Annotated in this window: 24 protein-coding genes; 18 read left to right on the top strand and 6 right to left on the bottom strand. The window is 70.7% G+C overall.

Annotated elements, in window-relative coordinates; genetic code table 11:
* The first annotated feature begins 158 nt into the window (after window positions 1-158).
* From ABH929_RS06225 to ABH929_RS06205, 5 genes are all read left to right on the top strand, one after another.
* Window positions 159-1,427 carry an ice-binding family protein gene (locus ABH929_RS06225; protein ID WP_404560511.1) on the top strand — a complete coding sequence of 423 codons (1,269 nt, stop codon included), beginning with the start codon at window positions 159-161 and terminating at the stop codon, window positions 1,425-1,427.
* Between the two features lie 74 nt (window positions 1,428-1,501).
* On the top strand, window positions 1,502-2,434 hold the full coding sequence (locus ABH929_RS06220) for an NADP-dependent oxidoreductase (protein WP_404560510.1): 933 nt from the start codon (window positions 1,502-1,504) through the stop codon (window positions 2,432-2,434).
* A gap of 120 nt (window positions 2,435-2,554) precedes the next feature.
* Window positions 2,555-3,100: a DUF805 domain-containing protein gene (locus ABH929_RS06215; protein WP_404560509.1), complete on the top strand. Its 546-nt coding sequence runs from the start codon at window positions 2,555-2,557 to the stop codon at window positions 3,098-3,100.
* Window positions 3,101-3,170: 70 nt separating this feature from the next.
* Window positions 3,171-3,749: a DUF805 domain-containing protein gene (locus ABH929_RS06210; RefSeq protein ID WP_404560508.1), complete on the top strand. Its 579-nt coding sequence runs from the start codon at window positions 3,171-3,173 to the stop codon at window positions 3,747-3,749.
* Window positions 3,746-4,516, top strand: a complete 771-nt coding sequence (locus tag ABH929_RS06205) for a DUF805 domain-containing protein (RefSeq protein ID WP_404560507.1) — start codon at window positions 3,746-3,748, stop codon at window positions 4,514-4,516. Before ABH929_RS06210 ends, ABH929_RS06205 begins: the two co-directional genes overlap by 4 nt.
* Window positions 4,517-4,586: 70 nt before the next feature.
* Here ABH929_RS06205 and ABH929_RS06200 read toward each other — a convergent pair whose 3' ends face one another.
* From ABH929_RS06200 to ABH929_RS06175, 6 genes are all read right to left on the bottom strand, one after another.
* The gene (locus ABH929_RS06200) at window positions 4,587-5,231 is read right to left on the bottom strand and encodes a TNT domain-containing protein (protein ID WP_404560506.1); all 645 of its coding nucleotides are present in this window, start codon (window positions 5,229-5,231) and stop codon (window positions 4,587-4,589) included.
* Window positions 5,232-5,283: 52 nt separating this feature from the next.
* Complete coding sequence (locus tag ABH929_RS06195) at window positions 5,284-6,054, bottom strand: succinate dehydrogenase iron-sulfur subunit (protein WP_404560505.1); 771 nt, start codon at window positions 6,052-6,054, stop codon at window positions 5,284-5,286.
* Between the two features lies 1 nt (window position 6,055).
* Window positions 6,056-7,849: a succinate dehydrogenase flavoprotein subunit gene (gene sdhA / locus ABH929_RS06190; RefSeq protein WP_404560504.1), complete on the bottom strand. Its 1,794-nt coding sequence runs from the start codon at window positions 7,847-7,849 to the stop codon at window positions 6,056-6,058.
* Window positions 7,850-7,898: 49 nt separating this feature from the next.
* The gene (sdhD, locus tag ABH929_RS06185) at window positions 7,899-8,345 is read right to left on the bottom strand and encodes a succinate dehydrogenase, hydrophobic membrane anchor protein (protein WP_111086628.1); all 447 of its coding nucleotides are present in this window, start codon (window positions 8,343-8,345) and stop codon (window positions 7,899-7,901) included.
* A gap of 11 nt (window positions 8,346-8,356) precedes the next feature.
* Window positions 8,357-8,806 carry a succinate dehydrogenase, cytochrome b556 subunit gene (gene sdhC / locus ABH929_RS06180; protein WP_123292180.1) on the bottom strand — a complete coding sequence of 150 codons (450 nt, stop codon included), beginning with the start codon at window positions 8,804-8,806 and terminating at the stop codon, window positions 8,357-8,359.
* Between the two features lie 78 nt (window positions 8,807-8,884).
* Window positions 8,885-10,120, bottom strand: a complete 1,236-nt coding sequence (locus ABH929_RS06175) for a glycosyltransferase family 4 protein (RefSeq protein WP_404560503.1) — start codon at window positions 10,118-10,120, stop codon at window positions 8,885-8,887.
* 157 nt (window positions 10,121-10,277) lie between these two features.
* On the opposite strand from ABH929_RS06175, the gene ABH929_RS06170 reads away from it, so the two are divergent.
* From ABH929_RS06170 to ABH929_RS06110, 13 genes are all read left to right on the top strand, one after another.
* Window positions 10,278-11,393 (top strand): mannose-1-phosphate guanylyltransferase, encoded by a 1,116-nt coding sequence (locus ABH929_RS06170; RefSeq protein WP_404560502.1) that lies wholly within the window; start codon window positions 10,278-10,280, stop codon window positions 11,391-11,393.
* Between the two features lie 198 nt (window positions 11,394-11,591).
* On the top strand, window positions 11,592-12,656 hold the full coding sequence (locus tag ABH929_RS06165) for a BMP family protein (protein WP_205462722.1): 1,065 nt from the start codon (window positions 11,592-11,594) through the stop codon (window positions 12,654-12,656).
* Between the two features lie 194 nt (window positions 12,657-12,850).
* The gene (locus ABH929_RS06160; RefSeq protein ID WP_263089915.1) at window positions 12,851-14,371 is read left to right on the top strand and encodes an ABC transporter ATP-binding protein; all 1,521 of its coding nucleotides are present in this window, start codon (window positions 12,851-12,853) and stop codon (window positions 14,369-14,371) included.
* Window positions 14,368-15,720, top strand: a complete 1,353-nt coding sequence (locus ABH929_RS06155) for an ABC transporter permease (RefSeq protein WP_404560501.1) — start codon at window positions 14,368-14,370, stop codon at window positions 15,718-15,720. Before ABH929_RS06160 ends, ABH929_RS06155 begins: the two co-directional genes overlap by 4 nt.
* The gene (locus ABH929_RS06150; protein ID WP_404560500.1) at window positions 15,717-17,006 is read left to right on the top strand and encodes an ABC transporter permease; all 1,290 of its coding nucleotides are present in this window, start codon (window positions 15,717-15,719) and stop codon (window positions 17,004-17,006) included. Before ABH929_RS06155 ends, ABH929_RS06150 begins: the two co-directional genes overlap by 4 nt.
* A 166-nt stretch (window positions 17,007-17,172) precedes the next feature.
* Window positions 17,173-17,571, top strand: coding sequence for a cytidine deaminase (locus tag ABH929_RS06145; protein ID WP_123339066.1), 399 nt, complete (start codon window positions 17,173-17,175; stop codon window positions 17,569-17,571).
* 5 nt (window positions 17,572-17,576) lie between these two features.
* Window positions 17,577-18,875: a thymidine phosphorylase gene (locus tag ABH929_RS06140; protein WP_123938686.1), complete on the top strand. Its 1,299-nt coding sequence runs from the start codon at window positions 17,577-17,579 to the stop codon at window positions 18,873-18,875.
* A 132-nt stretch (window positions 18,876-19,007) separates the two neighbouring features.
* Window positions 19,008-20,120 (top strand): adenosine deaminase, encoded by a 1,113-nt coding sequence (locus ABH929_RS06135; RefSeq protein WP_404560499.1) that lies wholly within the window; start codon window positions 19,008-19,010, stop codon window positions 20,118-20,120.
* A 3-nt stretch (window positions 20,121-20,123) separates the two neighbouring features.
* Window positions 20,124-20,570, top strand: coding sequence for a PTS sugar transporter subunit IIA (locus ABH929_RS06130; RefSeq protein ID WP_263089923.1), 447 nt, complete (start codon window positions 20,124-20,126; stop codon window positions 20,568-20,570).
* Window positions 20,567-20,845: a PTS sugar transporter subunit IIB gene (locus tag ABH929_RS06125; protein ID WP_123292189.1), complete on the top strand. Its 279-nt coding sequence runs from the start codon at window positions 20,567-20,569 to the stop codon at window positions 20,843-20,845. Before ABH929_RS06130 ends, ABH929_RS06125 begins: the two co-directional genes overlap by 4 nt.
* A 77-nt stretch (window positions 20,846-20,922) precedes the next feature.
* Window positions 20,923-21,765: a purine-nucleoside phosphorylase gene (locus ABH929_RS06120; protein ID WP_111086614.1), complete on the top strand. Its 843-nt coding sequence runs from the start codon at window positions 20,923-20,925 to the stop codon at window positions 21,763-21,765.
* Window positions 21,762-23,438: a phospho-sugar mutase gene (locus tag ABH929_RS06115; protein WP_404560498.1), complete on the top strand. Its 1,677-nt coding sequence runs from the start codon at window positions 21,762-21,764 to the stop codon at window positions 23,436-23,438. Before ABH929_RS06120 ends, ABH929_RS06115 begins: the two co-directional genes overlap by 4 nt.
* A gap of 187 nt (window positions 23,439-23,625) precedes the next feature.
* Complete coding sequence (locus ABH929_RS06110) at window positions 23,626-24,579, top strand: hypothetical protein (RefSeq protein ID WP_404560497.1); 954 nt, start codon at window positions 23,626-23,628, stop codon at window positions 24,577-24,579.
* The last annotated feature ends 86 nt before the right edge of the window (window positions 24,580-24,665 follow it).

Raw genomic sequence — 24,665 nt, 5'->3', positions numbered from 1 at the left:
GACCAGGACGGACCGGTTCTGTCCGGTATCGGCTGATCCGGGTGAACCTGGGATTCAGGACCCCGGAACACATGCGATGCGGACACACTCGGGACACGGTGAACGCCGGGTGTCTCCGACGCTCTTTCGGCACTTCGCCATCACAGGCAGGGGCCGTCGTGGCCAGAACCCTCATCCTCCGTCCGCTCATCGTCGCCAGCACCGGGCTCGGGCTCGCCGCGGCGCTTGCCCTCGGCGCCTCCTCGGCCGCGTCCGCCGCCACCATCATCGACGGCCCCGTCGGTCTCGGGACCGCGGCGAGCTACGGTGTCCTCGGCGCGCAGACCGTGACGAACACCGGGCCGACCGTGGTCAACGGTGACCTCGGCGTCTCGCCCGGTACCTCGATCACCGGCTTCGGCGGCACCGGCAACGGGACCGTGAACGGCACCGTCCACCAGACCGACGCCGCGGCCGCGCAGGCCCAGTCGGACACCACGACCGCGTACAACGTGGCGGCTTCGCTGACGCCGACGCAGACCGGGCTCCAGGAGCTCAACGGACTGAGCCTCAGCCCGGGCGTCTACAACGGTGACACGCTGCAGCTCGCGAACACCGGCCAGCTGACCCTGGCCGGCAGCGCGGACTCGGTCTGGGTGTTCCAGGCCGCGTCGACCCTGACGATCGGGTCCGGCACCAGGATCGTCATCACCGGTGGCGCCAGTTCGTGCAACGTGTTCTGGCAGGTCGGCAGCTCCGCGACCATCGGCAGTGCCGCACAGTTCCAGGGCACCGTCCTCGCCGACCAGTCCGTGACCGCCACGACGGGTGCGACGGTCGTCGGCCGACTGCTCGCCCGGAACGCAGCGGTGACGCTCGACGACAACACCATCACCCGGCCGACGAACTGCCCGGCTGCGGGAACGCCGTCCGAGAGCGTCGCACCGACGATCACCTCGGGCACCCCGACCGACGCCACCGCCGGCACGCCGTACTCGTTCCCCGTCACCGCGACCGGCAACCCGGCACCCACGTACTCCGACGGCGGAACCCTGCCGCCCGGACTCACGATCAACCCGGACACGGGCGTCATCTCCGGCACGCCGACCACGCCCGGCACCACGACGGTGACGATCACGGTCGACAACGGCACCGCACCGCCGGACACCGAGACCTACGTCGTGACCGTCCGCGCGCCGGCGCCCACCGCGACGCCGACCCCGACCGCTTCGGCCCCGGTGCCCACCGGTCCGGCCTCGACGGCTCCCGCGGTCCCGGTGGTCGGCGGCGACAACGGTGGCGGCACGACCGAACTGGCCTTCACCGGCAGCGATCCGACGATCCCGCTCACCGCGGCCGGCGTGATGCTGCTCGGCGGCATCGCCGTGATGGTGCTCCGTGCACGAACCTCCCGTACACGACGTCGACTCCCGTTGGAGGACCACTGACGGGTGAGAGAGCCGGCGCCGTCAGTCATTCGGGTACTGACGGCGTCGGCGGATCGGGGCGTAGCGTCGGCCGCATGACAAAGCACTGGGTGGCACCGCGGTTCGGCGGCAGCGAAGTCCTCGAGCTCGTGGACACCGAGGTCGCCGCACCCGGACCCGGCGAGGTCACCATCGCGGTCCGCGCCGCCGGCATGAACCCCGCCGACACGAAGCACACGCGGCAGGGTGATCCGGCCGACCTGCCGGTGCCCGTCGGCTACGAGGTCGCCGGCGTGCTCACCGCGGTCGGACCGGACACCACCATCGCGTCCGGCGGGGGAGCGGTCGGCGACGAGGTCCTGGCGTTCCGGGTCGCCGGCGGTTGGACGTCGTCCCTCACCGTCCCGGCAGCGGACGTCTTCGCCAAGCCCGTCGGGCTCGGCTTCCCCGAGGCGGCGAACCTGTTGCTCGCGGGGACCACCGCCGCGGACATGCTGCGCGTCACCCGTGCCGCGGGGCGCGACACCGTGCTGGTGCACGGCGCCTCCGGAGCCGTCGGCGTCAGCCTGCTGCAGCAGCTCCGCCTGCTCGGCGCGCGCGTCATCGGCACCGCCTCCGAGCACGGTGCGGCCGTCGTGCGACGCTTCGGTGGCGAGTGGGTCGCGTACGGCGACGGCCTGGAGGCACGGGTCCGGTCGCTCGCACCCTCCGGCATCGACGTGGCGCTGGACTGCGTGGGTACCGACGAGGCCGTCGACGTCTCGCTCGCGGTGGTCGCGGATCGCGACCGGATCGTCACGATCGCCGCGCAGGCGCGTGCCGCCGAGGCGGGGTTCGCCGCCGTCGGTGGGGCGCAGCCCGCGAGCAAGGCGTTCCGCGACTCGGTCCGGCAGCGACTGATCGACCTGGCCGGGGCCGGACAGCTCGAGGTCCCGGTGGCGCGGACGTTCCCGCTCGCCGAGGCGAAGGCGGCCGCGGAGTTGCTGGAGTCCGGGCACCCCGGCGGCAAGCTGGCACTGCTGCCCTGAGCCGGTCGGAGCGCTGTCGCTGTGCCGTCGCTGTGCTGTCCTCCGCTGGGGGGACGCGTCCGGTCGCTGCCGCTGCCAGACTCGACGGTGATCGCAGTCGGCCCCGGAAGGAACGAACCAGTGAGTGACCAGTACCCGCCGCACAACCCGTACGGCCAGCAGCCCGGACCGTACGGCCAGCAGCCCGGACCGTACGGCCAGCAGCCCGGACCGTACGGCCAGCAGCCCGGACCGTACGGCCAGCAGCCGACCGGTCAGCGCCAGCCCCCGCTGTGGGCACCCTGGTACGGGATCCCGTTCGTGCAGGCGTTCCCGCGGTTCTGGAAGAAGTACGTCCGGTTCGACGGCCGCGCGAGCCAGTCGGAGTTCTGGTTCTGGGCCCTCTGGTACGTCATCGGCTCGGCGGCCACCGGCATCGTCGGCGGGTTCTTCGACGTGCTGCCGTTCTTCGACGACGCGTCGAACGGGTTGAGTGGGTTGTGGGCCCTGGCCTGCGCCCTCGGTTTCATCGCGCTGACGGTGCGACGACTGCACGACGTGAACCTGAGCGGGTACTTCGCCTTCCTCTTCATCATCCCGCCACTCGGCGTGCTGTTCTCGCTGATCGTCGGTCTGATGGGCTCGAACCCGCAGGGGCAGCGGTACGACGAACCCCACCGTGGGTGACGAGCGGCGGCCTCGCGACGGTTCTGGTTGACTCGGACCCGACTACCAGCCAACGATCGAGGGGGACACCGTGAGTGACCAGTACCCGCAGAACCCGTCCGGCCAGCAGCCGGGCGGCCAGCCGAACCCGTACAACGGAACGCCGCAGTACGGCCAGCAGCCGGCGACCGGACCGAACGGCGAGCCGCCGATCTGGGCCCCCTGGTACGGGATCTCCTTCGGCAAGGCCGTCGGACGCTTCTTCAAGAAGTACGCGACCTTCAGCGGACGTGCGAGCCGCAGTGAGTTCTGGTGGTGGTACCTGGCGAACGCGATCGTCGGCATCGTGCTCGGCATCCTGTACGGCATCGGTTTCGCCACCTCGGAGCGCTCGACGGTGTCGATGTCGACGGACACCTCGGCGAGCGTGCAGTCGACGGTGACCAGCCCGTCTGCGCTCTTCGTGGTCGCCGGCATCCTCGCGCTGCTCTGGGGTCTCGCGATCATCATCCCGACGCTCGCCCTCGGTTGGCGACGCCTGCACGACGCCAACCTGCCCGGTGCCCTGTGGATCATCGCGATCTTCGTCGGCATCGTCGGCATCGTGTTCGGCCTGCTGCCCTCGAACCCGCAGGGTCAGCGCTACGACCGACCCACCGGCGCTCGATGAGCAACGACACACCGCAGTGGGGCCAGCCCGGCGGCGACCAGCCGTCGGGGCAACCTGATGCTGGGCAGCAGCAGCCGGGGTACGGCCAGCAGCCGGGGTACGGCCAGCAGCCCGGGTACGGCCAGCAGCCGGGGTACGGGCAGCAGCCCGGTCCGTACGGGCAGCAGCCCGGGTACGGCCAGCAGCCCGGGTACGGGCAGCAGCCCGGGTACGGGCAGCAGCCCGGGTACGGCCAGCAGCCCGGGTACGGCCAGCAGTACGCCGACCCGTACCCGCAGGCCGGTCCGCCGATCCCGGTCGGGCCCGACGGAGCGCCGCCGCTGTGGGCACCCTTCTACGGTGCCGGGTTCCTCGACGCCTTCACGCGCTTCTTCAAGAAGTACGCCAGGTTCGACGGGCGCGCCAGCCGCAGTGAGTACTGGTACTGGATCCTGGCGAACGCTATCGTGACCCTCGTTCTGTACGGCGGGTTCATCGCCGGCATCATCTCGTGGAGCGCCTCGACGTCCACCACCGACGAGTACGGCTACACGCACAGCGAGGGCTCGCCCCCGGCCTGGATCTTCATCCTGCTCGTCCTGTACGGCCTCTGGTGGCTCGCGACCCTCATCCCGAACATCGCACTGGGGTGGCGCCGCGTGCACGACGCGAACCTCGCCGGTCCGCTCTGGCTCATCGGGATGTTCGTCGGCATCGCCGCGATCGTGTTCGGCTGCCTGCCGCCGAACCCGGCCGGTGCGCAGTACGACCGTCCCGACCAGGCGTAACGCCGCACAACGGCGATCGGCCCGCACTGCGCGAATGCGCGGTGCGGGCCGATCTGCGTCGTGCGAGGTGTCAGACCACGCGGAGTCGAGCCAGTGCACCGTCGACGACGAGGTCGCGCACGGTGACCGTCGGGTCGGCGATCTGGAAGCGGAGCGCACCGCCCGGCTGCTCGAACCACGGCTGCACGAAGCGGACGTTCACCATGAACGGGCGCTCGACCAGGTAGCGGTGGGTCTCCGGGACACCGGCGACGCGCGGCGGCAGCGACCGGCTCGGCAGCGGGGTGTCGAGCGGGTGCAGCAGGTAGCCGTCCGGACCACCGATGCGGTCGACGGGGACGCCCGCGGGGATCTGGATGGTCAGCCCCTGTTCGCCGGCCTGTGACACCTGCTGCGCCAGCTGCGGGTACGTCGACGCCGCACGGTCACGGAGCCCGTCGAGCTCGTGCCGGGCGATGTCGCGCGGAGCCGGGAACGGCCGGTTCAGGAACCGACGGAGCATCTCGACCGCGTCCTCCTCGCCGCGCGCGGTGGCGAGGCGACGGGCCGTGCCGTAGTCGACGACCTCGAGCGCGAACTCGTCGGACGCCTCGGCCGGGACCACGCGGAGCGCGCCCTCGACCGGCGGCTCGTGCAGGGTCTCTCCGGGGAGCTGCACGTAGCGGATCGTGTAGCCGAGCTGGTCGAGGATGGGGCGGGTGGCCGCGAACGTCATGGAGCGGAGCCTATCGGTGGAGTCGATGTCGAGTCTTGGACGACCCCGAGTGTCAGGCGCGGCCCCGCATGACGGCCTGCTTGACCTCGGAGATCGCCTTCGTCACCTGGATGCCACGGGGGCAGGCGTCGGTGCAGTTGAAGGTGGTGCGGCAGCGCCAGACCCCTTCCTTGTCGTTGAGGATGTCGAGGCGGACCTCGGCGGCATCGTCACGCGAGTCGAAGATGAAGCGGTGCGCGTTCACGATCGCGGCCGGGCCGAAGTACTGCCCGTCGGTCCAGAACACCGGGCACGACGAGGTGCACGCGGCGCAGAGGATGCACTTCGTGGTGTCGTCGAAGCGTGCGCGGTCGGCCACGGACTGGATGCGCTCCTTGCCCGGGGTGGGTGCCGTCTTCGGCTGCAGGAACGGCTGGACCTCGCGGAAGGACTTGAAGAAGGGCTCCATGTCGACGACGAGGTCCTTCTCGAGCGGCAGGCCCTTGATCGCCTCGACGTAGATCGGCTTGGAGACGTCGAGGTCCTTGATCAGCGTCTTGCACGCCAGGCGGTTCCGGCCGTTGATGCGCATCGCGTCCGAGCCGCAGACACCGTGGGCGCAGGAGCGTCGGAACGTCAGGGAGCCGTCCTGGTCCCACTTGATCTTGTGCAGGGCGTCGAGGATGCGGTCGGTCGGCAGCATCATGACGTCGAAGTCCTGCCAGCGCGGCTCGTCGTCGACGTCAGGGTCGAAGCGCCGGATGATGAGCGTGACGGAGAAGGACCCGGGAGGCGCGTCGGCGGTGTCGGTCCGGGGTGCGTCGGAGACCAGGGTGTCGGTCATCTCAGTACTTCCTCTCCATCGGCTGGTACCGGGTCACGACGACCGGCTTCCAGTCCAGCGTGATGTGGTCGTCGGCGAGTGACGAGTGCGGGTCGCCCGTCAGGTACGCCATCGTGTGCTGCATGTAGTTCTCGTCGTCGCGCTTCGGGTAGTCGTCGCGCATGTGGCCGCCGCGGCTCTCCTTGCGGTTGCGGGCCGAGTAGACGACCACCTCGGCCAGGTCGAGCAGGAACCCGAGCTCGACGGCCTCGAGCAGGTCGGTGTTGAACCGCTTGCCCTTGTCCTGCACCGAGACCTGCATGAAGCGGTTCCGGAGCGTGTGGATGGTCTCGGTGACGCGGGCGAGGGACTCGTCGGTGCGGAACACCTGGGCGTTCTTGTCCATCTCGTCCTGCAGCTCCTTGCGCAGGACGGCGATGCGCTCGGTGCCGGTCGAGGCGCGCAGCTGGTCGAGCATGGCCCGGACGCCGGCCGCGGGGTCTTCGGGCAGCGGGAGGAACTCGGCGGTCTTGACCCACTCGGCGGCGTTGTTGCCCGAGCGCTTGCCGAACACGTTGATGTCGAGGAGCGAGTTCGTGCCGAGACGGTTCGAGCCGTGCACCGAGACGCACGCGCACTCGCCGGCGGCGTAGAGGCCGGGCACGACGGTGGTGTTGTCGTAGAGCACCTCTGCATCGGTGTTCGTCGGGATGCCACCCATCGCGTAGTGCGCGGTCGGCATGACCGGCACCGGCTCGACGACGGGGTCGACGCCGAGGTAGGTGCGGGCGAACTCCGTGATGTCCGGGAGCTTGGTCTCGAGGACCTCGGCACCGAGGTGCGTGCAGTCGAGCAGGACGTAGTCCTTGTTCGGGCCGGCACCGCGGCCCTCTGCCACCTCTTGCACCATGCACCGGGCGACGATGTCGCGCGGGGCGAGGTCCTTGATGGTGGGGGCGTAGCGCTCCATGAAGCGCTCACCCGACGCGTTGCGCAGGATCGCACCCTCGCCGCGAGCACCCTCGGTCAGCAGGATGCCGAGGCCGGCGAGCCCGGTCGGGTGGAACTGGAAGAACTCCATGTCCTCGAGCGGCAGGCCCGTTCGCCACACGATGCCGACGCCGTCGCCGGTCAGGGTGTGCGCGTTCGACGTGGTCTTGTACATCTTGCCGAAGCCGCCGGTCGCGAAGATCATCGCCTTGGCGTGGAAGACGTGCAGCTCACCCGTGGCCAGCTCGAACGCGACGACGCCGGCCGGCTGCTTGCGCGTGACGCCGTCCTCGCCCACGACGTCGACCATGATGAGGTCGAGCGCGTAGAACTCGTTGTAGAACTCGACGCCGAGCTTGACGCAGTTCTGGAACAGCGTCTGCAGGATCATGTGGCCGGTGCGGTCGGCCGCGTAGCAGGCTCGGCGGACCGGCGACTTGCCGTGATCGCGGGTGTGGCCGCCGAAGCGACGCTGGTCGATCTTGCCCTCGGGCGTGCGGTTGAACGGCAGGCCCATGTTCTCGAGGTCGATGACGGCGTCGATGGCCTCCTTCGCCAGGATCTCGGCGGCGTCCTGGTCGACCAGGTAGTCGCCGCCCTTGATCGTGTCGAAGGTGTGCCACTCCCACGAGTCCTCTTCGACGTTCGCGAGGGCCGCGGCCATCCCGCCCTGCGCTGCACCGGTGTGCGAGCGGGTCGGGTAGAGCTTCGAGATGACGGCCGTCTTCGCCTTCGGGCCGGCCTCGATCGCGGCACGCATGCCCGCGCCTCCTGCGCCGATGATGACGATGTCGAACTGGTGGTGGTGCACGGTGGTCTCGGTCACAGGGGTCTTTCCGTAGACGGTGGGAAGGCGGTCGGCAGCGGGGATGGTGCTACTGCGCCGGGCAGAAGGAGGGCAGGTCCGCGGCGGCTGCGCCGGCGGGGCACGGGTCGAACGTCCAGCAGACGAGCAGGCCGAGGACGATCAGCACGACGCACGCGATGAGGATCGCGGCGAGGAGCGTCTTCCGGATGCCCGGCTTCGACACGTAGTCGTTGACGATCGTGCGCATGCCGTTCGAGCCGTGGATCAGCGCGAGGACGAGCATGAGGGAGTCCCACACCTGCCAGAACGGGTTGGCCCACTTGCCGGCGACGAAGGCGAAGTCGATCTGCTTGACGCCCTCGCCCGCCACCATGTTGACGAAGAGGTGGCCGAAGATCAGCACGACGAGCAGGACGCCCGAGCCGCGCATGTAGATCCAGCCCCACTTCTCCCAGTTGGTGGAGCGGCGGGCGGCCGAGGCGGAACGGGGAGGTTCGACGATCTGCGTGGTCATCAGGTGCCCCTCTAGTTGAAGTCCGCGAAGAGGTTCATGAGCTGGCGGGGCAGGAAGCCCGCGATCGCGATCGCCCACAGGACGATGACGACCCAGAACATGGCCCGCTGGTACTTCGGTCCCTTGGACCAGAAGTCGACGAGGATGATCCGGAGCCCGTTGAACGCGTGGAACACGATGGCCATCACCAGGGCGATCTCGCCGAGGTTCATGATCGGGGTCTTGTACGTGCCGATGACCGCGTTGTACGCCTCGGGTGAGAGGCGCACCAGTGCCGTGTCGAGGATGTGCACGAGCAGGAAGAAGTAGATCGCGACACCGGTGATCCGGTGCAGGACCCACGACCACATGCCGGTCGATCCGCGGTACAGCGTGCCCTCGAGTTTCCGAGAGGCGCGGGGCGCCTCGATCGTGACTTCGGGGACGGCGGTCGCCGTACCGCCGCCGGTGGGCTCAGCCATGAGCTCGTCCTTCCATAGGACGGGCTCGCCCGATCGGCGAGCCCTTGCCGTTCGTGTTCGTGTGGAACACGACCCATCCTATGCGCGGGTGCTGACCTTCTCGTCCCGACCGGCCCGCAGGCCCCGACCCACGGGCGGCGCGCCGATGTTCCTGGCCGTGTCGTGGTGCTCGAGGAGCTGGTCGCCGACGGCCTCCCACGTGGTGCCCTCGACCCGGAGACGGCCCGCCGATCCCATCCGTTCCGCGAGTGCACGGTCGTGGTGGAGCCGCAGGACCGCCTGTCGCAGGGCCTGCGGTGCGTCGGCGTCGTAGAGCTCGCCGTCGAGTCCGGGAGCGACGAGGTCGAGCGGACCACCCGACGCCGGTGCGATCACCGGGAGCCCCGAGGCGTGCGCTTCCTGGAGGGTCTGCCCGAAGGTCTCGGCCGGACCGGTGTGCACGAAGAGGTCGAGCGAGGCGTACGCGTCGGCGAGGGCGTCGCCGCGGAGCGGTCCGGTGAAGGTGACGTCGAGGTGCCGCAGTCGTCGCTCGAGCAGCGCCCGGGACGGCCCGCCGCCGGCGACGACGACGCGGATGCCGGGGATCCCGCCGAGCTCGGCGAGCCGTTCGATCTCCTTCTCCGGGGCCAGCCGCCCGACGTAGCCGACGATCGTCTCGCCGTGCGGTGCGATCCGGCGTCGGAGCGCCCGGACGTGGGCGGACTCCCGCCGGGCCGGGTGGAAGAGCTGGGTGTCGACCCCGCGTCCCCAGCGTGCGACGCGGGGGACCCCGTCCTCGGCGAGCATCGCGGCCGTGGCGCTCGACGGCGCGAGCGTCAGCGAGGCGCCGGCGTGGATGCGGCCGAGGATCCTACGGACCAACGGGACGGTCGCCGTCAAGCCGTTGCGGCGGGCGAAACCGGCCACGTCGGTCTGGAAGACGGCGACGGAGGGGATGCCGAGCCTCCCGGCTGCCGTGATCGCGCGCCCACCCAACAGGAACGGACTCGCGGCGTGGAGCACGTCGGCGCCGGAGGCGGCGAGGATCGTGTCGAGGACGGGGTGGGGGAGCGCGACCGGGAACTGCCGGTACGCGACGGCGGGGATCCGGTGCACGTCGAAGGAGCGGTAGCGCTCGACACTGCTGCGCGACCGGAACTGCGCGAGCCCCGGGGTGTCCGGTGCGATCACGACCGCGCGGTGGCCACGGCGTTCCAGGTGGTCGAGGACCGCCAGGACGCTGGTGGTCACGCCGTTGACGGTGGGCAGGAAGCTCTCGGTCACGACGGCGACGGTCCGGGGGGACGTGCCGCGCTCCACGCTGCGTGCGCTCATGGTGTTGCCCATGCTCCGGGCGCCACGTGACCCCGCGGGGCCGACGACGTGAACGGGGCGGAGGCGACGGGTGAACAACGACGTGCGGGAGCCCGCATGCGGGAAATCGTGCGGAGACCACCCAGGATCCGCGCGGCAGGACCGGTACGGTGAGCGCGTGGCTGACGCTCTCGAAGACTTCTACGCGATCATCCCCGCAGGGGGCATCGGATCGCGACTGTGGCCGCTGTCGCGCGCGGACGCACCCAAGTTCCTGCACGACCTGACCGGCTCCGGCACCTCGCTGCTCCGGCAGACCTGGGACCGGCTCGCCCCGCTCGCGGGCGAGCAGCGGATCATGGTCGTGACCGGACGCGCGCACCGCGTCGCCGTCGAGTCACAGCTGCCGGGGGTCGAGGACCACAACGTGGTGCTCGAGAGCGAGCCGAAGGACTCCACGGCGGCCATCGGCCTCGCCGCGGCGATCCTCGTGCGCCGCGAACCCGACGTCGTCATCGGCTCCTTCGCCGCCGACCACGTCATCGGTGACGCCCGCGGCTTCCGCCGTTCCGTGCGCGAGGCCGTCGCCGTCGCCCGTGCCGGGTACGTCACCACCATCGGCATCACGCCGACCGAGCCCGCGATCGGCTTCGGGTACATCCACGCGCACGGCGACACCCTGGACATCGAGGGTGCACCGACCGCGCACGCAGTCCGGTCGTTCGTCGAGAAGCCCGACCTGGACACCGCACGCTCCTACGTCGAACAGGGCACCTACCTGTGGAACGCAGGCATGTTCATCGCCCGCGCCGACGTGCTGCTCGAGGAGATCGGCCGGAACAACCCGACGCTGCTGGCCGGCATCGACGAGCTCGCGGACGCCTGGGACACCTCGGCCCGCGGTGCGGTCGTCGACGCGGTGTGGCCCACGCTCGAGAAGATCGCGATCGACTACACCGTCGCCGAGCCGGCCGCCGCGGCGGGCCGCATGGCGGTCGTCCCCGGCGACTTCGACTGGGACGACGTCGGCGACTTCGCCTCGCTCGCCAAGCTGCAGTCCGGCGGTCGCCCGAACAACCTCGCCGTGCTCGGTGACGGCGCCCGGATCCTGGCCGACTCGTCGAGCGGCATCGTGATCTCGCACAGCCAGCGGCTCATCTCGCTCATCGGGGTCGAGGACATCGTCGTCGTGGACACCCCCGACGCGCTCCTCGTGACCACCAGCGCGAACGCGCAGCGGGTCAAGGGTGTCGTGGATGCGCTCAAGATCAGCGGCCGCGGCGACGTCCTGTAGCGCTCCACCGACAAACCCCTCGAACTGGGGGTCCGAGCGTGACCCCGCGTTACGGGCGCGTTTCGGCGCGGTCGCGATCCCGTAACTGATCCTTCCGGTGCTCAGAACGGGTCCTGTACCGGCCGGGCGGTCGTGTACTGTCGCCACGATCGCCCGGAACGCACGTGGTCTGGGCACGCTCCCCGGAGGAACCCACCCGTGACATCTCGTACCCGACGCGTCGTCCTCAGCGGCTTCGCGCTCCTCGGCACCGCCGCCGTCCTCGCAGGCTGCGCCTCGGCGCCGTCCGACACGACAACCGCCAAGAAGACCGACTTCCGCCCCTGCATGGTCTCCGACGCCGGTGGCTTCGACGACAAGTCGTTCAACCAGCTCGGCTACGAGGGCATGAAGGACGCCGCCAAGGACCTCGGTGCCACCTACAAGGAAGCCGAGTCGAAGGACGCCACCGTCTACGACTCGAACATCCAGCAGCTCATCGGCCAGAACTGCAACCTCGTCGTGACCGTCGGCTTCAACCTCGCCGACGCCACGAAGAAGCAGGCCGCGGCGAACCCCGACACCGAATTCGCGATCATCGACGACAGCTCGATCGACGCGAAGAACGTCAAGCCGATCACGTTCGACACCTCGCAGGCCGCGTTCCTCGCCGGCTACGCAGCGGCGTCCTACTCGAAGACCGGCGTCGTCGGCACCTTCGGTGGCATGCAGATCCCGACCGTCACCATCTTCATGGACGGCTTCGCGGACGGCGTGAAGTACTACAACGAGCAGAAGGACAAGGACGTCAAGGTCGTCGGCTGGAACGTCGACACCGGCAAGGGTTCCTTCACCGGTGGCTTCGAGGCCGGCACGCAGGCCAAGTCGGTCGCGCAGACGCTCCTCGACCAGGACGCCGACGTGATCCTGCCCGTCGGTGGCCCGATCTACCAGTCGGCGGCCGAGGCGATCAAGGACGCCGACAACGGCTCCGTCCTCATCGGTGCGGACAGCGACCTCTACGAGGCCGACCCGCGCTACAAGGACATCGCGTTCACCTCGGTCGAGAAGGGCATGCGGCCGGCCGTGAAGGACGTCGTCGAGCAGGCGGCCGACAAGAAGTTCTCGAAGACCCCGTACGTGGGCACGCTCGAGAACGAGGGCGTCGGCATCGCGCCGTTCCACGACTACGAGTCCAAGGTCGACAAGGGCCTGCAGGGCGAACTGGACGACATCAAGGCCGGCATCATCGACGGCTCGATCAAGGTCAAGACCCAGTCCTGACCCGACGAACGCGGGCGAGGGGCTTCCCTCGCCCGCGTTCTCGTGCGCCCGAGCGGTGCACGCGAGACCGTGCGCCCGAGCGGTGCACGCGAGACCGTGCGCCCGAGCGGTGCACGCGAGACCGTGCGCCCGCGTGGCGCACTCGAGACCGTGCGCCCGCGTGGCGCGCGCGAGACAGAAATAGACTCCCGAACATGAAGCTCGAACTCCGCGGCATCACCAAGCGGTTCGGCGCCCTGGTCGCCAACGACCACATCTCGCTCACCGTCGAGCCGGGTGAGGTCCACTGCCTCCTGGGTGAGAACGGCGCCGGCAAGTCCACCCTGATGAACGTCCTCTACGGCCTGTACGACGCCGACGAGGGCGAGATCCTGCTCGACGACGTGGTCCAGGACTTCGACGGCCCCGGTGACGCCATGCGCGCCGGCATCGGCATGGTGCACCAGCACTTCATGCTCGTGCCCGTCTTCACCGTGGCCGAGAACGTCATGCTCGGGCAGGAGCAGACCACCTTCGGCGGCCGGCTCGACCTGGCCGGTGCCCGCAAGCGGGTCAAGGAGATCTCCGACCGCTTCGGGTTCGACGTCGACCCCGACGCCAAGATCGAGGACCTGCCCGTCGGCGTCCAGCAGCGCGTCGAGATCATCAAGGCGCTCTCCCGCGACGCCTCCGTGCTGGTGTTCGACGAGCCGACGGCCGTCCTCACCCCGCAGGAGACCGACGAGCTGATGGGCATCATGCGCCAGCTCCGTGAAGCCGGCACCGCGATCGTCTTCATCACCCACAAGCTCCGCGAGGTCCGCGAGGTCGCCGACCGCATCACGGTGATCCGGCTCGGCAAGGTCGTCGGCGAGGCATCGCCCACCGCGACGAACAACGAGCTCGCGGCCCTGATGGTCGGTCGCGCCGTGTCGCTCGTCGTCGAGAAGGCGCCGTCGACCGGTGGCGAGGACGCCCTGGTCGTCGAGGGCCTCACCGTCACCGACCCGTCCGGGATCGTGCTCGTCGACGACGTGTCGTTCTCGGTCCGTCGCGGCGAGGTCCTGGCGATCGCCGGCGTGCAGGGCAACGGCCAGACCGAGCTCACCGAGGCGATCCTCGGGCTCGAGCCCGTGCACGCCGGCCGCATCACGCTCGACGGCAAGGAGCTGACCGGCCGCAGCGTCAAGCAGGTGCTCGACGCCGGCGTCGGCTTCGTCCCCGAGGACCGCAAGGAGGACGGCCTGGTCGGCGAGTTCACCATCGCGGAGAACCTCATGCTCGACCGGTCCGACCACGACGCCTTCGTCCGTGCCGGCACCATCCGGTCCGCCGAGCGCGACGCCTTCGCCGACGAGAAGATCGCCGAGTTCGACATCCGCACGCCGGGTCGCGCGACCGCTGCCGGTCGGCTGTCCGGCGGCAACCAGCAGAAGATCGTCCTCGCCCGCGAGCTCAGCCGCGAGCTCCGGCTGTTCGTCGCCGCGCAGCCCACACGCGGCATCGACGTCGGCTCGATCGAGTTCGTGCACAAGCGCATCGTCGCCACCCGCGACACCGGAGTGCCCGTCATCGTCGTCTCCACCGAGCTCGACGAGGTCGTGGCACTGGCCGACCGCATCGCCGTCATGTACCGCGGCGGCATCGTCGGGATCGTGCCGGCGAGCACCCCGCGAGACGTCCTCGGCCTCATGATGGCCGGCGAGATCCCAGAAGGAACGGAGTTGGCAGCGTGAGCACCCCCACGCCAGACCACACGCAGCAGCCAGGGGCCGACGCCCCGCTCACCGACGACCGTCTGCAGGAGGCGCCGGAGACCCCGCACCTGATGACGGACTCCGCCGAGGACACCGAGCGACGGAACGGAGCCCCCGGCACCGACCGCTGGCACGCCGCGCTGCAGAGCATCCTGAACGGCTCCGTGCTCGTGACGGTCCTCGCGGTCGTGCTCGCCCTCGTCGCGTGCGGCATCCTCATCGCCCTGACCGACGAGAACGTCCGCGCCACGGCAGGCTACTTCTTCGCCCGTCCCGCCGACATGCTCCAGGCCATCGGCACCGCGGTCGGCGGCGCCTACGCCTCGCTGTTCCAGGGGTCGGTGGTCAACTTCGGCGCCGCGACCTTCCAGCAGGCGATCGCCCCGCTCACCCGGTCGATCGACTACGCGGTGCCGCTCGTCGTCGCCGGTCTCGGGATCGCGCTGTCCTTCCGCGCCGGGCTGTTCAACATCGGTGGCCAGGGCCAGATCCTGATGGGGGCCGCGGCCGCCGGCTGGGTCGGGTTCTCGTTCGACGGCCCTGCCGCGATCCACATCCCGCTCACGATCGTCGCCGGCATCGTCGGCGGTGCGGTCTGGGGCGGGATCGTCGGTGTCCTCAAGGCGCGCACGGGTGCGAACGAGGTGGTCGTCACGATCATGCTCAACTACGTCGCGCTCTACCTGGTCAGCTACCTGCTCCGGACCCCGGGTCTGCTCCAGGCTCCGGGCAGCAGCAACCCGATCTCCCCGGCCACGAAGGACAGCGCGCTCCTGCCGCAGCTCTTCGGCGAGCGGTACGGCGTGGACCTCGGGTTCATCGTCGCGATCATCGCGGTCGTCGTCGTCTGGTGGCTCGTCAACAAGTCATCGCTCGGCTTCCGGTTCCGCACCATCGGTGAGAACCCCCGTGCCGCCCGCGTCGCCGGCATGAGCGTGCCGTCGCTGACGATCTGGGTGATGGTCATCTCCGGTGCCCTCGTCGGCATCGCCGGCGCCTACCAGGTGCAGGGTGCGGTCACGACGGGCTTCACCTCGGGCATCGACGCCGGCATCGGCTTCGACGCGATTACCGTCGCGCTGCTCGGCCGCTCGAAGCCGTGGGGCGTGTTCTGGGCCGCGATCCTGTTCGGCGTGCTGAAGAACGGTGGCTACGCCATGCAGGCCGCCAACGGCATCCCGATCGACATCGTCGGTGTCATCCAGGCCCTCATCGTCCTGTTCATCGCGGCGCCGCCGCTCGTCCGCGCGATCTTCCGGATCCCGCAGCCGGGAGCCCGCCAGCGCACGAAGACGAGCAAGAACAGCAAGAAGGCGGTCGCCGCGTGAGCACCCTCAGCCCCACCGCGGCGCCCGCGTCGCCCCTGTCCGACCGTCCGGTCGAGACGACCCGCAGCTGGAAGCTCCCGATCGGGTACGCCGTGTTCACGCTGCTCGCGGTCGTGTTCTTCGTCCTGCTCAGCCGTGCCGGCACGACCACCTTCCGGCTCGCGAACGCCGGCGACCTCGTCGCGCTGCCGAACGTCCCGCTGTCGGCGGCACCGACCGGCTACGTCGTGGTCGTGCTCCTGGCGATCGCCACGGTCTACGCCGTCGTCGAGGTCCGCGCGTACCGCCGCGTCCCGCTCTGGGTCACGTCGGTCTTCGCGATCATCTTCGTCATCGGGTTCCTGACGTGGGCAGCGGCCGGCGCCACGATCCCGCTGCCCGGCCTGCTGGTCGGAGCACTCGGGCTGAGCGTCCCCCTCGTGTTCGGTGCCCTCGGCGGCGTCATCTCCGAGCGCGTCGGCGTGGTGAACATCGCCATCGAGGGCCAGTTCCTCGCGGGTGCGTTCACCTCGGCGCTCATCGCGTCGCTCACCGGCTCCGCGTGGGTCGGCCTCGTCGGCGCCCTCATCGCGGGTGTGCTCGTCTCGTTCATCCTTGCTGCGTTCAGCATCAAGTACCTCGTCGACCAGGTCATCGTCGGTGTCGTCATCAACGCCCTGATCTCGGGGCTGACCGGCTTCCTGTACTCGCAGGTGCTGTCCCCGAACGAGACCACGCTGAACGTCGGCGTCCGGTTCCCGAAGTTCGAGATCCCGCTGCTCCACCAGATCCCGGTCATCGGTCCGGTGTTCTTCGAGCAGAGCGTCATCGTCTACCTGGCGTACGTGGCCGTCGCGGTCGTCACCTTCGGCCTGTTCAAGACCCGCTGGGGCCTGCGCCTCCGCGCGGTCGGCGAGCACCCGCAGGCTGCCGACACGGTGGGCATCAACGTCACGAGCACCCGGTTCTGGAACGTGTCGCTCGCCGGCGCGATCGCCGGCCTCGGTGGCGCGTACTTCACGCTCGACGCGGTCGGACCGTTCACGAAGGACATGACCGCGGGAGCCGGCTACATCGCCCTGGCCGCCGTCATCTTCGGGCGCTGGGACCCGATCAAGGCCACGCTGGCGGCGCTGCTGTTCGGCTTCGCGTCGAACCTGCAGAACACGCTCGGGGCGATCGACTCGCCCGTGCCGAGCGAGTTCCTGCTGATGCTGCCGTACGTGGTGACGATCTTCGCGGTGGCCGGCCTGGTCGGGCAGTCGCGTGGTCCCGCCGCGTCCGGCAAGCCCTACATCAAGAGCTGACGGCCAGGAGGCACGGCACATGACCGACACGTACGCTGCGGACGACGGCACGGCCGCGTCCACCGACGCGATCGCCTGGACGGACCCGGCCACGGCCCTGCGCGCGGGAGGCGGCGCCACCGCCGCCGACGGGGCGGACGCAGCCACGGGCCTCCCGGTCGACGACGTGGACTGGGGCGCCCTCCGCGACGCCGCCACGGCCGCGATGCGGCGCGCCTACGCGCCGTACTCGTCGTTCCCGGTGGGCGCCGCGGCGCTCACCGACGACGGCCGGATCGTCTCCGGCTGCAACGTCGAGAACGCGAGCTACGGGGTGACGCTCTGCGCGGAGTGCTCGCTCGTGTCGCAGCTGCACATGACCGGCGGCGGCAAGCTCGTCGCGTTCACCTGCGTCGACGGCGACGGGGCGACCCTCATGCCGTGCGGCCGCTGCCGGCAGCTGCTGTTCGAGCACTCGACCGAGGGCATGCTCCTCGAGACGGTCTCCGGCATCCGCACCATCGACGAGGTCCTGCCCGACGCGTTCGGGCCACGCACCCTCGCCACCTACCAACAGGAGCACTGATCCCCATGGCCGTCGAGCCGTTCGACACCGTCGACCTCATCCGCACGAAGCGATCCGGTGGCGCCCTGAGCACCGCCGAGGTCGACTGGCTCGTCGACGCGTACACGCGCGGCTACGTCGAGGACCCGCAGATGGCCGCGATGGCGATGGCGATCTTCCTGAACGGGATGGAGCGGCGCGAGGTCAAGGACCTCACGCTCGCGATGATCGCGTCGGGGGAGCGGATGTCGTTCGGGTCGCTCGGCAAGACGACCGTCGACAAGCACTCCACCGGAGGGGTCGGCGACAAGATCACCCTGCCGCTCGCACCGCTGGTGGCGTCGTTCGGGGTCGCGGTGCCGCAGCTGTCCGGCCGTGGCCTCGGTCACACCGGCGGGACGCTCGACAAGCTCGAGTCGATCCCCGGGTGGCAGGCGGCGCTGTCGAACGACCGGATGATGGAGATCCTGTCCGACGTCGGTGCGGTCATCTGCGCCGCCGGCTCCGGCCTCGCACCGGCCGACAAGAAGCTGTACGCCCTGCGCGACATCACCGGCACCGTCGAGTGCATCCCGCTCATCGCGTCGAGCATCATGTCGAAGAAGATCGCCGAGGGCACCGGTGCGCTCGTGCTCGACGTGAAGTTCGGTTCCGGTGCGTTCATGCCGACCTACGAGGCGTCGCGGGAGCTCGCCCAGACGATGGTCGACCTCGGGAACGACGCCGGGGTGAAGACCTCGGCGCTGCTCACCGACATGGAGGTCCCGCTCGGCCTGACGATCGGCAACGCGCTCGAGGTGCGGGAATCGGTCGAGGTGCTGGAGGGCGGTGGGCCGGCCGACGTCGTGGAGCTGACCGTGGCACTGGCCTCGGAGATGCTGACGCTCGCCGGGATGCCGGACGCCGATCCCGCCGCGGCGCTGGCCGATGGTCGCGCGATGGACACCTGGCGCCGGATGATCTCCGCGCAGGGTGGGGACCCCTCCGCCGCGCTGCCGGTCGCCCGCGAGCAGCACGTCGTCACGGCGCCGTCGTCCGGTGTGCTGGCGCAGCAGGACGCCCTGCCGTTCGGCGTCTCGGCCTGGCGCCTCGGTGCCGGTCGTGCCCGCGCGCAGGACCCGGTGCAGGCCGGGGCGGGCATCGAGCTGCACGTCAAGCCCGGTGACACCGTGACCGAGGGGCAGCCGCTCTGGACGCTGCACACCGACGACGCCTCGCGGATCCCGCGGGCGCTCGAGTCGCTCGAGGGTGCGTGGTCGATCGGCTCGTCCGACGCCGCCGTGGCGGCCCGCGGGCCGATCGTGCGGGAACGCATCGCGGGCTGAACGTGGGCCGTCGGGCCGGCCATCGGCCGGGCTGCAGCCGCCTGCCCGGCTGTGGAGAGCCTCCAGTGCGTTCCGGCGTCTGTTGTGCACAGGTGCCTGCGCGTCGGTGGTGACCACCGATAGCCTGGTCGCATGAGCGCCGACGCCCCGACCTACCGCCTGCCCGACGCCGGAGCGGTCATCAACGACCTGCCGAAGGTCTCGCTGCACGACCACCTCGACGGCGGCCTGCGACCCGCGACGATCGTCGAGCTGGCTGCTGCTTCGGGTGTGACGCTGCCGACCACCGACCCGTCCGAGCTCGGGCAGTGGTTCGCCGACCAGTCGAACTCGGGCTCGCTCGTCGAGTACCTGAAGACGTTCGACGTCACCACCTCGGTCATGCAGACGGCACCGCAGCTGACGCGCATCGCCCGTGAGTTCGTCGAGGACCTGGTCGCCGACGGCGTCGTGTACGGCGAGGTCCGGTGGGCGCCGGAACAGCACCTGCAGGGCGGGCTGACGCTCGACGAGACGGTCGAGGCCGTGCAGGCCGGCATCGAGGAAGCGGTCGACGCCGCCGGCGGCAGGATCCGGGTCGGCCAGCTCGTCACCGCGATGCGCCACGCCGACCGCTCGCTCGAGATCGCCGAGCTCGCCGTCCGGCACCGCGACAACGGGGTCGTCGGCTTCGACATCGCCGGTGCCGAAGCCGGGTTCCCCGCCTCGAACCACCGTGCCGCGTTCGACTACCTGGCGTCCGAGCTGTTCCCCGTCACCGTCCACGCGGGCGAAGCCGACGGGCTCGCCTCGATCCGGTCCGCGCTCGTCGACGGCCGCGCGCTGCGGCTCGGGCACGGCGTCCGGATCTTCGAGGACGTCACGCTCTCCGACGCCGGTGACGGCTCGACGCTCGCCTCCCTCGGCGAGGTCGCGTCGTGGGTCCGCGACCGTGAGATCCCGCTCGAGGTCTCGCCGTCGTCGAACCTGCAGACCGGTGCGATCGCGGCCTGGGGCGACGACCTCGCCGACCACCCCTTCGACGTGCTCTACCAGCTCGGCTTCCGGGTGACGGTGAACACCGACAACCGCCTGATGAGCGGGACGTCGCTGTCGAAGGAGCTCGCACTGCTCGCCGGCACGTTCGGCTACGACCTCGACGACCTGGCGGCGTTCCAGATCAACGCGGCGCTCGGCTCGTTCCTGCCGCTCGAGGACCGCGAGGAGATCATCGCGACCATCACCTCCGGGTACTCGGAGGCCTGACGCATGGGACTGCCGCCGCTGCCGGACGCCGCCGTGCTCCTCGGGGCCACCGCGCCCACCTGGCGTGACGCGATGCGCCTGGCCGGCGGCGCGCTCGTCGCGTCCGGAGCCACGACCGACGAGTACACGGACGCCATGATCGGCATGGTCGAGGAACACGGGCCGTACATCGTGATCTCCCCGGGCCTGGCGTTCGCCCACGCCCGACCGGGTGGCGCGGTCCTCGGCGACGGGCTCGCCGTCGTGACCCTCGACGCGCCGGTCGCGTTCGGCCACCCGCACAACGACCCGGTCCGCGTGGTCCTGGGACTCGCGGTCGCCGGGGTCGGCACGCACCTCGAGTCCATCGGCGAGATCGCGAACCTGTTCAACGACCAGGCCGTCACGGGGCGGATCGCCGACGCGACGACGGCGGACGAGGTCCGCACGATCATGGGGGTGTCCGCGTGAAGATCGTGACCATCTGCGGTGCGGGCATCGGTTCGAGCGGGATCCTCAAGGTGAACGCCGAGAAGGCCTTGTCCGCCCTCGGCCTGCAGGCATCGGTCGTCGCGGCCGACGTGGCCTCGGTACGCGACGTGTCCGACGACGCCAACGTGATCCTCACCAGCCAGGAGTTCGTCGAGGCGATCGGCGACACCTACGCCGAGGTCATCGTGATCCGGAACCACTTCGACCAGGGCGAGATCACGGCGGCGGTGGACCGGGCGCTCGGCGAGCACTGAGGCGGGTGCGGCGGCGGCCGCTGCGGCGGGTGCGGTGGCGGCCGCTGCGGCGGGTGTCTGCCCTTTAGAGTTGGGGCATGAGCACCGAGAACCCGCTGAACGACCCCGCTGCCGACCCGTTCGAGGTCGCGCGGGACGCCGCCGCCGTCATCGCCGCGAAGTCCGGCATCGAGCGGCACGACATCGCCCTGACCCTCGGCTCGGGCTGGGGCAAGGCCGCCGACATCATCGGGGAGACCGTGTCCGAGATCCCGGCGGACCAGGTGCCCGGGTTCAGTGCCTCGGCCGTTCCCGGACATTCCGGCACCATCCGGTCGATCCGCCTCGCCGACGGCCGCCACGCGCTCGTCATCGGCGCACGCACGCACTACTACGAGGGCCACGGTGTCCGTCGGGTCGTGCACAGCGTCCGCACCGCCGCGGCCACGGGGGCCACGGTGATGGTGCTGACCAACGGTGCCGGTGGCATCAAGGAGCACTGGACGCCCGGTACGCCCGTGCTCATCAGCGACCACATCAACCTGACCGCCGACAGCCCGCTCGAGGGCGCGACGTTCATCGACCTCACCGACCTGTACTCGGCCCGGCTGCGAGACGTGGCGCGCTCGGTCGACCCGTCCCTCGACGAAGGCGTCTACACGCAGTTCCGCGGCCCGCACTACGAGACCCCGGCCGAGGTCCAGATGGCCAAGGCCATCGGCGGACACATCGTCGGCATGTCCACCGCGCTCGAGGCCATCGCCGCGCGACAGGCCGGCATGGAGGTCCTCGGGTTCTCCCTCATCACGAACCTCGCCGCCGGCATCCAGAAGACGCCGCTGTCGCACACCGAGGTGCTCGAGGCCGGCAAGCAGGCCGAGCCCGTGATCGCGGACCTGCTCGCCCGCGTGGTGACCGCCCTCGGGCAGCCGGCGTCGTGAAGATCGATCTGGACCACGTGCTCGGCACGGCTCGGTCCTGGCTCGCGCAGGACCCGGACGCACAGACCCGCGACGAGCTGACCGCCGCGATCGACGCCGCGTCCGACGGCTCCGGTCCGGCCGTCCAGGCACTCGCCGCACGGTTCGGTGGCCGGCTGCAGTTCGGCACCGCCGGCCTCCGCGCCGAGCTCGGCTACGGGCCGCTCCGGATGAACCGGGTCGTCGTGTCGCAGGCCGCTGCCGGTCTCGCACGCTTCCTGATCGACACGGGCCGGTCGCGCAGCGTCGTCATCGGGTACGACGGCCGGGTGAACTCCGACGTCTTCGCGCGCGACTCCGCCGAGGTCATGCGCGGCCTCGGGCTCGAGGTCACGCTGCTGCCGGTCGCCCTGCCCACGCCGGTGCTCGCGTTCGCCGTGCGGCACCTCGACGTCGGTGCCGGGGTGATGGTCACCGCGAGCCACAACCCGCCCCGCGACAACGGGTACAAGGTGTACCTCGGCCAGGACGACGACGGGTCGCAGATCGTGCCGCCGGTCGACGGCCGCATCGCGGACGCCATCGACGCCGTCGCGGCGGGGTCGATCACGGACCTTCCTCGGGGCACCGACTACACCGTCGCGTCGTCCGCGCTGCTCGACGCCTACGTGGCCGCGACGGCCGCCACCGTGGCGACGCCGACCCTGGCGCCGCAGGAGCAGCCCACGGTCGTGTACACGGCGATGCACGGTGTCGGGTGGGAGACCGCACGCGCGGTGTTCGCCGCAGCCGGGTTCGCGTCGCCCGCGGTCGTGCCGGAGCAGATCGAGCCGGACGGAGCGTTCCCGACCGTGTCGTTCCCGAACCCCGAGGAACCCGGCGCGATGGACCTGGCGATCGCCCGCGGGCTCGCGGTCGGCGCAGACCTCGTCATCGCGAACGACCCCGACGCCGACCGGCTGGCGCTCGCGATCCCGGCGGTCTCCGACTCCGGGGACCCGACCTACCGTCGCCTGTCCGGCAACGAGGTCGGGTGGCTGCTCGGGTGGCAGGCTGCCGTCCGAGCGTCGGAGACCGGCGCCACGGGTACCCTCGCGGCGTCGATCGTCTCGTCGCCGGCGCTGGCGCGTGTCGCCGCCCGCCACGGTCTGGAGTACCGCGACACCCTGACCGGCTTCAAGTGGGTCTCGCGGGTCCCCGGGCTGCTCTTCGGGTACGAAGAGGCACTCGGCTACCTGGTGGACCCGTCGGTCGTCCGCGACAAGGACGGCATCTCGGCGGCACTGTCGCTATTGTCGTTGGCGTCGGACCTCGCCGCAGCCGGATCGTCGATCGCCGGGCAGCTCGACGCCTTCGCCGCCGAGTTCGGGGCGTTCGCGTCGGGGCAGGTCGCGACCCGCGTCGACGACCTGTCCCGCATCGGGCAGATCATGGCGTCGCTCCGGTCCGCTCCGCCGTCGTCGCTCGGCGGGCTGGACGTCCGCACCGTGACGGACTACGTCGAGGGGGTGGAGGGCTTCCCGCCGTCGGACATCCTGCGCTACGACCTGACCGGTGACGCGCGGGTGATCGTCCGACCGAGCGGCACCGAGCCCAAGGTCAAGGTCTACATCGACACCGTCGCCGAGACCCCCGCCGAGGCCCAGCGCCTGGTCGACACCCTGGCCGCCGCCGTGCGCCCCTTGGTCTCGTAGCGGCGCCGCTCGGCCCGTTCGCGCTCGGCTCGTTCGCGCTCGGCTCGTTCGTGTTGCGCCCCGCTGCGTGCATCGCGCCCCGACTCTTCGGGGCGCGATGCCCGCAACGTGGTGCGAAGCCCCGTGGCCTGTCCACAGATCGCGCAGACCCCGCTCGTGATGGACCGTGCGTCGCGATCATCGGACCATGGAACACGAACCCATCTCGACCATCGGCCTCGCGCAGGACCCCGGTCGTGCGTCGGCGATCCGTCGCGCAGCGGATGCCGGCGCCCTCGTCCGGGTGCACCGTGGCACGTACGTCGGGTCGGACGAGTGGGCGTCGATGACAGGACGTCAACGACATCGCATGCTCGTGCGGAGTGTGCTCGCCGGCGGGAGGGGCTCCGTCGTGGTGTCGCACCGGTCAGCGGTGGCCATGCTCGGACTGCCGTGGATCGGGGCGTTCGGCGAGCGTGTCACGGTGACCGACCCGTCCCGGGACCGGGGCCAGGTCAAGCGGAGCGTCCAGCGCATCGGCAGCGCCGGCCGGCGACCGTCCTCCGTCGAGGTCGACGGTGTGCCCGTCACGACGTTGACCGAGACCGCGGTCGACGTCGCCCTTCGCGAACACCCGTGGCGTGCCATCGTCGTGCTCGACGCGGTGCTGCGGCGCGGCGTCGAGCGGGCGACGATCCTCGAAGCGCTCGGGAGTCGCCGTGCTCGCGGGCATCGACGCGCGCGGGAACTGGTCGAGTGCGCGGATCCGCTCGCCGAGTCGCCGGGGGAGAGCATCACACGGTGGGGTGCGCACGTGCTCGGCGCTCCGGACCCGGTCCTGCAGCAGGAGTTCCGGCACGACGGCGTGCTCCGCGACCGGGTGGACCTGTGGTTCGCGGAAGCCGGGGTGATCGTCGAGTTCGACGGCCGGGTGAAGTACGACGACCCGCGGCGAGGGCACACCGCGGCAGACGCCCTGGTCGACGAGAAGCGTCGGGAGGACCGTCTCCGTCGTCGTCGGGGGGTCAACCGATTCGCACGGGTGATGTGGTCGGACGCGATGCCCGCGGGGCAGCTCCCGCGGATCCTGCACGATGCCGGGGTGCCGCTCGGTCCGAACTGGGGTCCTGCCTGGCGCCATGCTGCGAGCCGCGCCCTCTGAAGGTCATCGCGCCCCGAAGAGTCGGGGCGCGATGACCACAGCGGGGCGCAACCCGAGCTGACGGCCCGCGACGGACCGCGACGGAC

The organism is Curtobacterium sp. AB7 (genome assembly GCF_044909335.1).
Lineage (GTDB): Bacteria > Actinomycetota > Actinomycetes > Actinomycetales > Microbacteriaceae > Curtobacterium.
The sequence above is the reverse complement of the archived record's forward strand: the minus strand, read 5'-3'. Positions and strand labels throughout refer to the sequence as shown.

Excerpts from the sequence above, each read along its gene's own strand:
- ABH929_RS06205 (WP_404560507.1), top strand. The coding sequence starts at position 3,746 with ATGAGCAACGACACACCGCAGTGGGGCCAGCCCGGCGGCGACCAGCCG.
- sdhC (WP_123292180.1), bottom strand. The coding sequence starts at position 8,806 with ATGGCTGAGCCCACCGGCGGCGGTACGGCGACCGCCGTCCCCGAAGTC.
- ABH929_RS06140 (WP_123938686.1), top strand. The coding sequence starts at position 17,577 with ATGGCCGTCGAGCCGTTCGACACCGTCGACCTCATCCGCACGAAGCGA.
- ABH929_RS06175 (WP_404560503.1), bottom strand. The coding sequence starts at position 10,120 with ATGAGCGCACGCAGCGTGGAGCGCGGCACGTCCCCCCGGACCGTCGCC.
- ABH929_RS06160 (WP_263089915.1), top strand. The coding sequence starts at position 12,851 with ATGAAGCTCGAACTCCGCGGCATCACCAAGCGGTTCGGCGCCCTGGTC.
- ABH929_RS06130 (WP_263089923.1), top strand. The coding sequence starts at position 20,124 with ATGGGACTGCCGCCGCTGCCGGACGCCGCCGTGCTCCTCGGGGCCACC.
- ABH929_RS06135 (WP_404560499.1), top strand. The coding sequence starts at position 19,008 with ATGAGCGCCGACGCCCCGACCTACCGCCTGCCCGACGCCGGAGCGGTC.
- ABH929_RS06120 (WP_111086614.1), top strand. The coding sequence starts at position 20,923 with ATGAGCACCGAGAACCCGCTGAACGACCCCGCTGCCGACCCGTTCGAG.
- ABH929_RS06200 (WP_404560506.1), bottom strand. The coding sequence starts at position 5,231 with ATGACGTTCGCGGCCACCCGCCCCATCCTCGACCAGCTCGGCTACACG.
- ABH929_RS06195 (WP_404560505.1), bottom strand. The coding sequence starts at position 6,054 with ATGACCGACACCCTGGTCTCCGACGCACCCCGGACCGACACCGCCGAC.
- ABH929_RS06110 (WP_404560497.1), top strand. The coding sequence starts at position 23,626 with ATGGAACACGAACCCATCTCGACCATCGGCCTCGCGCAGGACCCCGGT.
- sdhD (WP_111086628.1), bottom strand. The coding sequence starts at position 8,345 with ATGACCACGCAGATCGTCGAACCTCCCCGTTCCGCCTCGGCCGCCCGC.
- ABH929_RS06220 (WP_404560510.1), top strand. The coding sequence starts at position 1,502 with ATGACAAAGCACTGGGTGGCACCGCGGTTCGGCGGCAGCGAAGTCCTC.